Origin of the sequence: Shewanella olleyana (assembly GCF_023283825.1) — a bacterium.
GTDB lineage: Bacteria > Pseudomonadota > Gammaproteobacteria > Enterobacterales > Shewanellaceae > Shewanella > Shewanella olleyana.
This window is the reverse complement of sequence record NZ_JAKILD010000015.1, coordinates 49971-64900: the sequence shown is the minus strand read 5'-3', so window position 1 is coordinate 64900 and position 14930 is coordinate 49971. Positions and strand designations below refer to the sequence as shown.

Below are 14930 nucleotides of genomic sequence, written 5' to 3'. Positions count from 1 at the left end.
AGTGTGTCAAATCTTATCCTGACATGCACCTGATTTTACTGAATTGATAATGGGGATTTGCAAAAGAATGTGTCAGTAATGACTGACACATTCTGTTTGTTATTTTTGCTATTTGAGAGGCAAACTTTAGTTATTGAAGTGGAATACGGTATATATCGGCGTCATTAATCCCTTGCATACTGACAATCAAGCTGCCTTCTCTACTTGATGCTAGGCTGCGCTCATTGCGGATACTCATCGCGGGTAATTTAAAGGCGGTAGAGGTGTTACCTTGTGAGTCGAGTTTTTGGATTAGATCGTTTTTTTCTCCTCGCTCTAAATAATATAAGGCGCTACTTTGATAGAAAAAACTACCCCAATCTTTTGCTCTAAGGGTTTGATTAACCTTACTATGTTGGTTGGTTTGAGTGTTCCAGTAAAAAATTCCTGAAACGTTATCAAGGGTGTAATAAATGCCCTTGCGGTCATCTTCAATGGCGTATTTGATATTTTTTTGCAGTAGTAAATCGGCGTGATTCTTTTCTAAATCATAACGGTATAACCCCCAATCGCCATCGACAAATGAGGAATAGTAAACACCGCTGCCATCATTAGAAAAAGCGGCGTAGCGGACGTTACCTTTTACAGCGTCTATTTTATGTAATGTATTGTTTTGGGTGTCACCCAAATATAGCTCATTATATTCAAGCCCATTTGTTTTTATAGGGGCAACATAGCGTGAATCAACAGGCGAAGGTGCAGGTATCGTGACCATGCCGATATTGTCTGTGAGCATGACATTGCCACTTTGCTGTTTAAGCCAAAGCTCCCAACTACCCGAACGGTTTGATAAGAAAATGAGTTCGTTGGTAGCCGCTAAAAATTGGCCATATAAATCGCGAGAAGATGAGATTAACTGCCTAATAATACTGCCGTCCTTTAGCGAGCGATCGGTGATATGTTCTTGGGATATATGGCGTGCATAATAAAGGCTGTTAGTGGCTTCATTGACAGTGATACTGCTGATGGTCTCATCTTGATGAAAACTGGTTAACGTTTTATTTTCAATATCATATTGTTGAATGACAAAATTAGCATCTCTGAGCGCGGTAAAATAAAGTTGGTTATTACTGTGCTCCCAGTCAAGACCAATAACTAAGGTTTCATCACTAACAATGGTTGCAGCACTGTTATCTATTAACGAGTGTAAAATAATCTTGGCAATCATATTCTCTTGAGAGCGCATCACTGCCAACTGCGATGAGTCAGCTGACCATGTCATCATTAAGTCATGCTCACCAGCCTTTGGTGATGTCAACGCTTGTACTTCAGCATTATTAAAGTGATATAGATGGATCACAGAGCGATCGTTATCAGCCTTTGAGTAAGCTAATTTTTGCCCATCTGGTGACCATTCAAGACTGTGTAAATAACCTTTACTGATACAGCCATCATCGAGCTGTTTATCTTGATTGCTAATGAGATCCCTAACATGAACAAAGCATTGATCGTCTGTGGTGGTACGAAGGTAGGCAATTGATTGCCCGTCTGGTGACCAACTAGGTACGGCTTCGGTGTCATTGCTCATGGATATTTGTCTTAACGGAGCAGATTTATCTTGTAAGTCTTTAATATATAAGTGGCCTTTTGAGCCTTCGCGGCGCCATTGAAAAGCCATTAAACGCCCATCCGGTGAGATCGCCGCTCGCTCTTCGACGCCTTCAAAATTGGTTATTCTTTCAGGAGTAAAGCTGACTTTGGCCGGGGGAGTGGTTAACTCTGTGGCTTTTTGACTAATAAAAAAACCTAAGCATGTGATAAACAGTACGGTGAGCGCCATAAAAGCAGGCTTTTTGTTGTCGCTTTTGTTTTGGTTTTTTATAACTGTCTGACTGATAGGCGTTGGATGAATTAATAATTGATAACCCACTTTAGTGACGGTTTTAAAATAGTCTTCAGGTTGCTCACCTAATTCTGAAAATGATTTCCTCAGTTGCCAGATGGCATTACCGGTACCTCGTTTCCCTACCTCAACATTACCGTGCCAAACTTGTTCAATAGCTTGTTCTTTCGTTACTGTTTGCGCAGGATGTAAGATCAACAATTTCAAAAACTCAAACACTTTTGCTGGCAAAGCAACGGTGTTATTTTGCGCTGTAATCGTCATGTCATAGCAATTAATGACACATTGACCGAGTTGGTAACGTTGATGCGGAAGTGAAATCATTGCTGCAGAATAAACTCCTGATTTTTATTGTAATTATTATTTTTTCAGTTGAATGTAGTGTTTTCTTGTTTCAAATTAGGTAAATGTCAGAGCGATGCATTACGGGCATTGATGGTTAGTTGTCAGATAACATAACTGATTTATTGGTTGTGTGAACAAATTGTGAATTTGCGAAATATCGATTTTTGTCAGGATTGTATTTTTTATCTTTTAATTTTAATGTCTTAGTTTAAAATTGCATTTGTTAAATTTATGTTTCAATTTGTATCTGGTGGGGGTAGGGGAAAGTGTGTTGCATTGAGGTGAGGATAATTTTTTTACCTATTGGATGGGTTAGAATGCAGTGCTTTGAACGCCAGTCAGTGCAAATAAAAACGCGCTAAGCCATTGATGCACTTAGCGCGTTTATTTTATTGCTTCAGTCATAGCCTGTTAGAATTAATGCAGGCACAAACTAATTTAAGTTACTTTTTCACTTTACGACGCATACCAAGAAGTGTCAGTAAGGTTAAGCTTAAGAAACCTAAGCTACCGCCATCATCGTCATTATCTAGTTCTGGCTCTGGCGCAGGTGCTTCAACTTCTGGCTCAGTGACAGGTTCTTCGATTTCTGGTTCAGTGACAGGTTCTTCGATTTCTGGCTCAGTCTCAGCAACAGGGTCATTAATCGTCATGGTAAAGTTTGCTTCGGTTTTATGGACCATGTCATCTGCGGTCACAACAATATCGTAAACGCCCGCAGCTGCTATCCCTGTTATCATGCCAGTTTTACTGTCGATACTAATCCCTTCAGGCAAACCTGTTGCACTAAAGGTGAGTACATCACCTTCAACATCACTAAAGTATATAGAAGCATCAATTTCTGCAGCTTGTTGATCTGCCATTGTGACCGCTGGCATTTCCTCTAACATCACTGGTGCAATATCATTGACGTTATTGATATGGATCGTCACGGTAGATACAGCAGTATATACCTGCCCTTGATTACCAATCACTTCAAGCTCATAACTTATATTACCCGCATCGTAATCTAATGCCTCTGGGTTGTTAACGATGATTTCACCAGTGTTTGACACACTAAATGGATCGCCAGGAATGGCCTTAGCCAAAGCAAGTGAGTATTCAGACCACTCTGCTTCATAAATACCGTTAGCAAAGAAGGTTTCTGAGTCAAGTTCGACTTGAGCAACGACTTCACCTATTTCGGCATCTTCATCGATTGTATGACTTTGGCCATCTTTAGGGTGAGGGATAAAGCTATAATCGCCTTGTCCCATTGGTGAAGTCATTGCCCAGTTATCTTCAAGGCTCATAATCAGCATGCCGTCATTGTCGCAACCTGCGCCAAAACCAAACAGGAAATTACACTCACTTGCCATGGCAAGCTCTGCAGTTTCGCCAGCAGCTAAAGTGATCATTGGGCTGTAATCTTTGGTTTCGCCCTCTTCAACAAGACGAGAAATTAATGGTAGTCCACCACCTTTTGATTGAACTTCTACCATTTCTCCTGTCATCCAGTCGAATTGGGTGGTTGTCGTTGTTTTACCGTATTGCACTGGGTTAAATAGGATAATGGGTTCACCAAGGTTGGCTACTGCATCTCTATCAGTGCCAAAGATCCAACCTTGGTTTTGGTCAAAGTCTGCCACGGTTGCCATTTGATCGCCATGGTATAAATCATCTAAACAATATTGAGCGACAAAGTTTTGTCCGTGACCTGTAACATATGTTGGTAAACTTGACTTAGTATATCGGCCATAGTGATCTGACCAGTCATACTCTTTGTTATAGTCAGTGAAGTATGAATGTGGTTGGCCGTTTTCGTCTACTTCAATGTAACCGCTCATGACCACTTGGCTTGCTTCATCCCATGGATAAGGATCGCCATTAACGGCTTTATCTAATTCGTTATCGAGTACAAATTGCTCTTGATAAGTGTTCCACCAAACAAGTTTAGCGCCGCTTTTATCAAAATGATTAGCCATGCCTACATCATTAGGTTTAAAAAAATGACCTGCTACCACCATTTTTTTACCTGATGGACACATAGCATCATCGTAAATTCCGCCTGCAACAGTGTTTAGCATATTACCTTGGGTATTCACTTTACTTGCAGGTATGTGCTGTTGATGGTGCATTGCTGGGAATACAGCAAAGGTCGTCTCAGTGGCACTGTCATTAGTAAATTGTTGAGCATATGCCCCAGCTGACTCACTAAATTTAGCAGTAAATTCAGTGCCATATAACTCTTCATAAGTATCAAAGTGGCGAGTAACAGCAGTGGTTGCACGAGGCTTAGCTAACCAATTGATATTAAGCGTTGGTTGTTCCTCTGCCATCAATTGAAGCTGACCTGAAAGCTCAATTTTCTGCCAATTTTCAATGGTTAAGTCACTGCCCATTTTCATTGGCCAATTATCAAGTTTTGAAAAATCTACAACCATAGTGACTGGGAATACAACAGTTTGACCAGCTGGAATGCTAATACTTGCAGGATGCTCCCAAGTTAATGCTTTATTGCCTTCTTTGTCTAGGCTGTTGAGGCCAACTTGATAGGTGACGGCTTCATCTGATAAGTTTTTCAGCTGCACTTCTTTCATGTAACGCTGAGTATCAGTGCCTTCAGTGAAACCAAAGTGAAGATTAGGCTGGTAACTGTCTTTTTCCCAAGCGACAGCAGCAGAAGCTAACGCTGAGTCGACATTTTCAACGCCGCTACCGATTAAGGTGAGTTCGCCTTGTTGATTGTTAAGATCCATGACGGCGTTATTGGCAGTATTCATCAATAGTGCTTTAACTTCGACCATCGATAATTCTGGGCGTTTAGATTTTATAATTGCAGCAGCTGCTGCCATACGAGCCACAGCCAAGACAGTGTTAGATGCTGTAGCCATTTCGTCACCGCCGCCTACAACAGCTACGTCAACTTCTTCTGCATAACTCACCATATCCGGTTTGCTGTAACCAGATGCGCCACGTACAGGACCATATGGGGTGCTTTCTGTCACCATCATATTGCCGTCAGTATCTGCTTTTATTCCGCCGACAGTCATTGCGCTAGGGGCTGCGCCGCGCCATGTCATATTAAAATTATTATCGTACCAATCGCCACCATCACCGGCATTCACTACAACTAAACTGCCAAGTGCCGATGCCATTTCAATAGCATAAGCTTCAATTATTGGGGCGGATACACCATCATCGTGTTCTGCATAAAAGGCATTTCCGCCTAATGCATCAACCACAATAATATCAGCTCTGTCATCAAAGCTACCGTCTTGGTTTGGATCAAGTGCGTACTCAAGAGCCATCATAAAGCTGCTTGAGGATTCGCTTGAAAGGTTGTACCCGTAACCATATGGGTCTGACACATTACTGGTTTTGTATGCGGCTATTTTTGCTGCAGGTGCAAGTGCGTGCACCACACTGGCTAAACGAGTTCCATGGCCTGTGTTATGAGTCGCGCCGTCGTACTCGCGGGTAAAGTAGATATTTTGATCAATTGGGTTTGGGTCCAGTCCCCAGCCTGCATCACTTGATAAATCCATACCTTCAACAACTACTTCAGTTGGGAACCCATCAAAAGAGTTGACGGAATTTTCCATTGCAGTTGCATAGCTTTCAGCGCTTCCATCACCACCTAACCCTATGTGGGTATAATCGACACCACTACCGATAATCGCTACTTTAACTCCCTCGCCCGCGGTCATATCGTCAGATAATTCAGGCGCAGCAGCAACACTTTTAGTATTTGATGAAGTTGCTGTACGAAGGGCATTGGTTGGGACTTTGATTGGAGCAGCTTCCATTACCACGGCTTGAACACCTGGAAGTTGTTTAATTTTGTCGATGTAGCTGCTATTAGCTTGTACTCGGATAAAGTTGCCTACCAGTTTTGACCCTGGAAGGGTTTTAATATTGCCATCGAGTGCCATGATGTTATTGATCACGCTTTGCTGGCTAGCTTCAACTTGTTTTAAGCTTTCAGCAAACTTAGTTTTATTGTTGATTGTTGCTTTAGTTAACGAGCCTTTATCAGATAAGTATACAAATAAAGTGGCACTCTCGGTTTGTTGTGTAGAAGCTGAATAACTAGTAAGTACATCTGATTGAGTTGCTGCATAAGCGGCGACAGGCATGATTGATGCGAGTGCAATACATGTCGCTAATTTTGATTTCTTAAATGACATAGGGTTCCCTTAAATTTATCGTTTTATCGTTTTATTGTTTTTGGTTTACTTGAGTCTTTTCACTCCTTCGTTTACTCAGTGTCAAAATTAATCTGCTCAACACTTGTACTTAAGGACTCGTACATAAGGTTTTCATTGATATGGGATGAAAGCTCAAGGGAATGGCTGTTGATTTTGTTTCTTTTATCTTTCAATAAAATTTCATTTGCTTTAAAAACAGTAAGATAAAGTCTTTATTTGTTGAGTGGCCTCTGAAGGTGAATCATCATTTTGTCATTATTCTTTGCTATATCGAGTGAAATGGATGAATCGTTCGTGAAGGATACATTTAGATACAGGTTGTTTTCGTAATCTATTGAAATTAAAGGAATTGAAATAAAATTGAAGCTTAAGTGAAACTGAATAGTCATTGTATATTTGCCAGTGAATGAAACTTTCGAGTATCAAGGATATAGACATCGTTTATGCAGCATTAAGTTGCAATCTGTTGCAGCACAGTTTGTTGATTACAGCAGGTTAAAAATCGAGATATATAATAATTAGAACGAGGAAGATACCGTGACATCGATATATAAAAAAAGCTTAATTGCAGCAGCGTTAACGCTCGCATTTTCTCCAGCATTGAATGCTAATGTTGTCGATACTCGAGGATTAGATACTGACAGTGGACAGCGCAGTAATAAGCCCACAACAACCAAGCCACGTAATATCGAAAACCTCTATATAGTGTTGCTGGATGACCAACCGCTTGCTACCTATCGCGGCGAAACTGGTTCACTGAAAGCTACCAGTATTTTATCAAACCCTTCTAATAAAAGAGCCAATAATGGCACCTTAGATGTCACCAGTGCTGTGAGTCAGCAATATATTCAATATTTGAATAGTCAGCGTAGTAAAACCCTTGCTCAAGCTAAGTCGCGTTTAAACCGCCAGTTAACCCTACATGCTGATTATCAAATAGCATTAAATGGTTTCAGCACTGAGCTCAGTGAAAAAGAAGCGCAGACCTTAGCAAGTGTCCCTGGTGTAAAGCGTGTTCAAAAAGTTGAATTGCGTCACCTTAATACCGATTCAGGACCAGCACATATTCAAGCACCAAGTGTTTGGGATGGCTCAGCAACGGGTGTGGGCAGCATGGGTGAGGGTGTGATTGTTGGGATTTTGGATACAGGAATCAACCATACCAGTGCATCTTTTGCTGATATTGGTGGTGATGGTTATGACCACGTGAACCCATTAGGTGAAGGCAATTATTTAGGTCATTGTAGTGATTCTGAATTAGCTCATTATTGTAACGACAAACTGATTGGTATTTGGGCTAGTGAAATCCTGCTAGAAGATTATACTCCTGAAGGTGATGATCTTATTGGTATTGACCATAACGGTCATGGCTCGCATGTTGCGTCAACCACCGCGGGTAATATCGTTAAAGATGTGGCGGTTTATAACGCTATAGGTGATGAAGCCGAATTTAGTTTTGGTCAAATTAGTGGTGTTGCACCACACGCTAATATTGTGTCTTATCAAGTATGTGTTGCTGATGCAGGCTGTTGGCCAGATGTGGCGGCACTGGCTGTCGAACATGCCATTGCCAACGGTGTACAAGTTCTCAACTACTCGGTTGGTGGTGCACCTAGCGATCCTTGGGGAGACACAGATGCACTGGCATTTTTAGCGGCTCGTGAGGCTGGTATTCACGTGGCCGTTGCTGCAGGTAATGATGGCCCAGGTGCTGAAACAATTGGTTCACCAGCTAACGCACCCTGGTTAACGACCGTTGCTGCTTATACTCATGATCGCGGTTTCACAGACAAGGAAGTCACTTTTACTGGCGGCGATTATCAACTTGAAAATCTAACTGGTAAAGGCGCTACGACTGGTGTCTCAGGTACGATCGTCAGTGCAGCCAATTTCGGTCAAGCTGGCTGTTTAGAACCGTTTGAAGCGGATACTCTGACTGGAAAAATTGTTGTATGTGAGCGCGGCGATATTGCCCGCGTTGCTAAAGGCAGTAACGTACTTGCTGGTGGCGCTGCAGGACTTGTGCTAATCGATGTCGATAGTGAAAGTGAAACAATTGCTGATTTACATGTACTACCTGCGGTGCATCTAGATGTGACTCAAGGTGCACTACTCACCGACTGGTTAGCTTCAGGTTCAGATCATACTGCTAGCTTTAATACATCTGAACTTGAAAGTGATGCATCAAAAGCGGATATTGCTGCTTCATTTACGTCTCGAGGCCCCGAGTCGATAATGAACCGCTGGCTAACTCCGCATATTTCTGCGCCTGGTGTAGATATTTATGCTGCTAATAGTGAATATCAGCCATGGCGAGAATTGGCTGATAGGACTGAATCACCAACAGCCTTTATGAGCGGCACGTCAATGGCCAGCCCACATATTGCAGGTGCTTATACGTTAATAGCAGCGTTAAAACCTGAATGGACCCCTGCACAGGCGCAGTCTGCGTTAATGCTGAGTGCAGAAACCGATACACGAATGGAAGATGGTATTACGCCATCTAGTTTGTTTACTGGTGGTGCAGGTAGTGTACGTATTGCCAGTGCGCTTAACGCTGGTTTAGTTATGGACGTGACATATGATGAATATGTAAACGCAGATCCATTTCTAGAGGGAACACCTGAAAACTTAAATCTACCTTCAGCACTGATGAATGAGTGCATGATGGAATGTACTTGGACACGAACGTTTACCGCTACTGCGGCGTCAACTTGGTCAGTCAGTGATATGACCGACACTGCAGGCCTTTCAATAACAGCTTCACCATCTAGTTTTACATTAGATGCGGGTGAGAGTATTACTTTAGATGTTACTGCATCTATTGGGGAAGGCTTTGGTTCTGAGTATGGCATGGGCTACTTAGTGCTAACGCCAGAGAACGCTGCGCTGACAACATCAAAAATGCCAGTAGTAGGAACTTTTGTTGCGGGCAGTTTCCCTGATGATGTCATGCTAACCACTGGGCAAGATAAGGGCAGCGCTGACATTAATGGTGTTGTCACTGTTGGTTCTAGCGCTATTCAGGTAGGAGTATTTGAACTTGCTGAAGTGGAAGTGATTGAAACCAGTATTCCACGTGATGATTTTGATACGGCTAACTGGCCTACCAATGTCTATAACGACAGTAATAAGTTCTACTCAAGGTTGATTAACATAACGCCTAGTACTAAACGAATTATGGTGCGCATCAAAGATACGACGTCACCGGATCTGGATTTGTATATTGGCCGTGATGATAACTATAACGGTAAGCCTGATAATGCTAGAGAAATGGACCCTCTGACATGTATGAGCGCCACCGAAACAGCTTTTGAGTCATGTGAAATAAATGACCCGGAGGCTGGTTCATATTATGTTGCTGTACATAATTTTGGTGACACATCTGCACCTTCTAATGTTGAAGATGATGTGACTATTGAGATAGCGATTATTGGCAAAGATGACGAAAGCGTAACTGTTGACTTTAAGCCCGCCGTTGCTGGAGATGAAGATATTGGCTTAGTGCTTAACTGGAATAAACAACTTAAGTCAGACACTTTATATACGACTGTGCTTGAAATCGGCACAGGTGTAGATGTTCCCGATAACGTAGGATTAATGCCAATTGAGTTGTACCGTAATGCAAGTTATGTCCAAAGCAGTATCGATGTGGAAACTGCTGATACGGGTGATATGGTGACATTGTCTATCGTACTTGCAGATAACGATACTGATATGGAAAGAACCATTTCTGTATCAACACAATTGCCGACAGGGTTAAGCATTAATAGCGATAGCCATGAAGGTGAAGTGACTGGTGATATGATTGCATGGGAAGTGGTTCAGGCAGCAAATGAAGCAGGGCAAACTATAGTGCTAGCGATGGATACTGCAAGTCTAGTGATGTCTCAAGAACTTGATTTCACTGTCTCGCATACCATGGGTGATATCAGTAACACTGAAACCTTAGCGCCAGTGATGCTTGAAGGTATTCCAGTCGCCTTGATTAACGGTGAAGAGGCAGTTGCACTTACAGCTGATGCGTCAACAACGGTGACTTTATCCGCTGAACAAAGTACAGCACCTAATATGGATGATGAACTGACCTATGCTTGGTCACAAGTTTCAGGTCCTGTAGTGACATTTGCTGATGCAACAGCACAAAGCACTGAGGTGACTTTACCAGCCGTGGATGCTGATGCTACCGCAGTGGTTGAATTGACGGTTAGCAATGGTACTAAAATGGCAGTTGCAGCTACTGCAACGATTGCAATGGTTGCAGAAGTTGTTACGCCAGAGCCAGGAACCGATCCAGAAGTCGAAGAACCAGTAACTGAGCCAGAAGTCGAAGAACCAGTAACTGAGCCAGAAGTCGAAGAACCAGTAACTGAGCCTAAGTCTGATTCAAGTGGTGGGGCAATGGGCACTTTAGTCTTACTAGCTGGTTTGCTTGGATTTAGACGCCGTAAGTAATATTTAAAAAGAGTGTTCCCAATCGCCGCATCACTTCCCTGATGCGGCTTTTTTATATTTTTAATTTATATCTATAATTTATATCTATAATTTATGTCTTTAAAAATTAATTAGTTAATTTATCCCTTTGATGGTTATAGTTATTATTAACCAAATTGTTAGATTAAGTTAATCATGACTCAATGTAATTGTTTCATTTAACGCCATTAGAAGGTGAATAATATGTTCCTGAATAACGCAGTAAAGACAGTGATTATGGCTGGTTTCATCTTATTACTTGCGGGTTGCAGTGCATCAGAAGCTGCCAAGCAAAAAGCAGCGCTTTATCAATTTGATGAATTAACTGAAGTGAACACTATTGATAATTTCCGAATGGATGGTTGGCGAACGATGGATAATCGCACCGTATTTGTTGATAGCCGTCCCCGTGAGACTTACCTGCTAGTGCTCAGTGGCGTTGATAGTAATTTAAAGTTTGCTCAGGCGTTATTGGTGTCTTCAAGAATGGGAAAAGTGACCGTAGGGTTTGATACTGTGGCGACAGGAACCGATCCTAAATTTAGAACTCAGATAAAGAAGATTTATCGTATCGAGAGTAAAGAGCAAGAACAGCAAGTTCGTCAGAAAATTGAATCGTTTTCAGGCAAAGAGTAGCTGTTTTTTGATGCCCAGATAAGCCGCTAAAACCTTAAAAGCGATTTCTTACCTGGAATCGCCACTCCCAATCATCGACATTTTTTCCATTAGTAAAAGGCACGGCAAAATCAATATGGCCGACACTGCCATAGCTTGATTTAGACGAATATATACGTGCGCCAATACCAACACTACCGATTGGGCTATCGACCTCATTATTATCGTCAGGCCCGCCAAATGCTTGGCCTATATCCACAAAGGTCGCCCAGCCTAATTCTGCTAATTGGTATAAATTGATATTAGGGTAATAACGTACTTCACCTGTCACCAACCATTGATTATCACCGTATTGATAGTCATTTGGATAACCGCGAACGCCTGTATCATCGCCTAAGGCAAAGGGCTTATCTAAATAGTTATTCTTTGAGGTGGCCAATTTTGTTTTGGCATAAGCAGCCCACTTAGGGTGAATTTTATAAAAGTATTCCGCTTGAGCACTGACGTTATAAAAATCCTTTTGGGTGGTATTAAAGCTTGCTTGGCCAGTAAGGTTAAATAACATTAAGTTGTTACCTTGCTGATACCCTCGGCTGGTACTTAAATTGAGGTGATACCCTAATTCACTGCCCAGAGCGACATCATTGGTTTCAAAACCGATTCGAGCGAAGTGGCGCCAGCCTAAGTTGAAATCCTCATTATTATTAATTAGGTGAATATTGGTGAACACTTGATAGTCATCTTGTAGGTATTCAAAGCCTACCCAAGGGTAAATAAAGTCGCGATCTTGCGGTAATGGGCCATCAAGAAAAGTCTCACTGTAATCAAATTGATGTTTGTCGTGGGTAACACCTAAGGTGATCCTTGATAAATCAGCATCAGTTTTATTGAGTAACCAGCCAAACGACAGTGCTGCGTAATCGACGTTATGTTCAAACTCATTGACGTCTTCACCATTTTGCCTGTTGGTATCAATGCGCTGATCTGTTAAGTATTCAGCAAAATATTGATATTCAGTATCCAAGGAATAAAACGGTTTATTGAAATATAAGTGAGTAGCTTGGCCGTCACTGTTGTCGTAAATATTGGCAGACACCGTGGCATGTTGAATGATTTTAAGGGGCGCTGTTATGCCAAACTTATATCCAGTTCTGTCAGCATTTGATTGATATTTAAGGCGAGTTTTAATTCCCAGCCCCATCAAATTATCTTCTTTTATTCCCACCGAGTATTTAGTCTCGCCGCCACTGGAACTTAGACTGAAAGTCGGCAATAGCGACCAGTTATCCCAAGTTTCGACCACAACCGTTTGTTCGTTTGAGTCGGCATCTGGCGCTAATTGCGGGCGATATATTTTTGCATCTCTAAGGTAAGGCTCAGTTCGTAATAATCGTTGTGACTCGGCAAACGTTTTCTGGGTGACAACATCACCCTCTGCAAAAGTGAGTTTGTCGAGAATTGTGGGTTCGGTGGTATTGATATGAAGCCAATTAGCCCAGTGGTGGATGAAAAATGCATCGGGGTCGGTTTCATCAAAAATAGCATGACTGACCACCACAATATTATCAACGGTCATAGGACCTTGATTCTTGGTGGTCGTCGTTAATATTTCAGGTGATTCGACTGGTTGAACTGCCACCTTATTTGATGACGTTTGTCCTTTACTGGGCTTATCAGCAAAGGCAGTCGAAGGAAATATTACTGCGGCGACGAAAATGAATACCATAGCGCAAATGGTCATGTTCATCGTTCCTATTTTTATTAGGTATATTAGTAATAGGCATTACTGCTTACATTGACTATATTAGTCTAAGCTGTTTTTAAGTGATTGAGTAAAAGGTAATTTATCTTGTGATACTCAATGTCATTTTGCTGAATTAAGTATGGTGGGTATTTGAAATTTCGACAGGATATTTTATTAAAAACTTAACAATGTTGCTTTAGGATATTAAAAAGGAGCCGTGGGCTCCTTTTTAATGTGTGCTTTACAATTCAATGCTACGTATGTGGCTTACAAGCTTCTTCTTGGCGGAACGATAACGTTGGCAAAAATCAGTCCCGCAATCAGTGACATGAAAATCAAGAATACTTGGGTACCTAAATATTCTTGATTGAGCATGGTTTCGCCTGAAATCATCGCATTTAAGCCAATATAGGTTTTACTGCCCGGCACCAGAATAACAATACCTTGAAGTAGGGCAATCGAAACGGGCGCTTTCATCCAACGGGCATACAAGTTTGAGTATATCCCCACTGCCAATGCACCGACAAAAATACCAATAGACTCACCTAAATAAAGGCCGCCTAACATGGCAGAAAAATAAGCCACGATTCCTGCGCAAATTCCCCATGGTGAATCTTTAATACGCGCTTTAAAGATGATAACCAGCGCTACTGAAAGTAGCGGCACCGCAGCCCATGAAGCGTAACGAGGTAGAGCATCTGGCTCAATATACACTGATTCACCAAACATCACTTTACCCAGAGTCATCCCAAGCACCGCGCCAAAATACAGCTTAAACAGCAGCATTATCGCATCCATGATACGGGCAGTACCTGATATCAAATCTCGGGCGGCTAACTCTGCTAGCCCCAATGTCAGTGCTAAACCGGGGACGAAGATAATAATGCCCGACAAAATAACCACGGGGATATTAATACTGGGGTCAATGCCTGCCGCAATACCACAAGTTAAAATAGCGCATACCACAGCGGCTAAGGGCTCGAGCATTTCAGCCACGCGTTTGGATTTTTCAGCCCAAAACACTAAGCCATAAACTAATAACCCCAGCATGCCAGACCAAAAAACATCGTTCCAACTGGTATCCATTAGCATGGCAAACGCGCCAGCACTAATACCAAATGACATTAAGGTTAAACCATGCCCATAAGGATTAGGCTTATTAGCAATTTCTTCTAATCGCTCTAATGATTCTGCTAGGGTTCGTTGGCCCGTACTGAGTTCTTCAACCAAATCAAAGGTACGGGCAAGAGAGCCTAAATCTAAATCGCCAGGTTTCACACGGGCAACATGATTATATTCTTGCTCAGTATCGTGCTGAAGTACGAATGTCATTGAGGTTGGCGATATTAAAAAATAGCCCTCAATACCCAGTGTGGAAGATACCGTTTGCAGGTGTGATTCAAGGCGATACGCTGGGGTGCCATATTTATGCAGTTCTTTACCTAATTTTATGATAAATCTGCGTTTTTCAATGAAGCTGGAATCGTTCATTAGCCGTGCATCACTCTAGTCTATTTGGGTAGCGGTTCGTTGGCGCGAATAGTAACCGAAATGGGGTTGGCTGAATACCTTCAATTCATCATATTTATGTTAAAAATGTGATAATTACATTTTGTCGCAATGTGTATAGAATGAATACTCCATTGTAGTCAATTTATGGCCTACTGCAGCAAATTAACGA

The 14930-nt window shown here is 41.9% G+C and carries 6 protein-coding genes; 2 read left to right on the top strand and 4 right to left on the bottom strand.

The genetic code is table 11. The annotated features are described in order from the left end of the window. Positions 1 to 130: 130 nt before the first annotated feature. Positions 131 to 2206 carry a winged helix-turn-helix domain-containing protein gene (locus tag L2735_RS12065; RefSeq protein WP_248984948.1) on the bottom strand — a complete coding sequence of 692 codons (2076 nt, stop codon included), beginning with the start codon at positions 2204 to 2206 and terminating at the stop codon, positions 131 to 133. Positions 2207 to 2670: 464 nt separating this feature from the next. Next, entirely contained in the window at positions 2671 to 6396 is a 3726-nt protein-coding gene (locus L2735_RS12060) for a S8 family serine peptidase (protein ID WP_248984947.1), read from the bottom strand. Between the two features lie 558 nt (positions 6397 to 6954). On the opposite strand from L2735_RS12060, the gene L2735_RS12055 reads away from it, so the two are divergent. After that, positions 6955 to 10872 carry a S8 family serine peptidase gene (locus tag L2735_RS12055; RefSeq protein WP_248984946.1) on the top strand — a complete coding sequence of 1306 codons (3918 nt, stop codon included), beginning with the start codon at positions 6955 to 6957 and terminating at the stop codon, positions 10870 to 10872. Between the two features lie 222 nt (positions 10873 to 11094). Then, complete coding sequence (locus L2735_RS12050) at positions 11095 to 11526, top strand: DUF6491 family protein (protein ID WP_248984945.1); 432 nt, start codon at positions 11095 to 11097, stop codon at positions 11524 to 11526. A 34-nt stretch (positions 11527 to 11560) separates the two neighbouring features. Here L2735_RS12050 and L2735_RS12045 read toward each other — a convergent pair whose 3' ends face one another. Then, complete coding sequence (locus tag L2735_RS12045) at positions 11561 to 13246, bottom strand: ShlB/FhaC/HecB family hemolysin secretion/activation protein (protein WP_428848310.1); 1686 nt, start codon at positions 13244 to 13246, stop codon at positions 11561 to 11563. A 270-nt stretch (positions 13247 to 13516) separates the two neighbouring features. After that, entirely contained in the window at positions 13517 to 14740 is a 1224-nt protein-coding gene (locus tag L2735_RS12040) for a threonine/serine exporter family protein (RefSeq protein ID WP_248984944.1), read from the bottom strand. Positions 14741 to 14930: the final 190 nt, after the last annotated feature.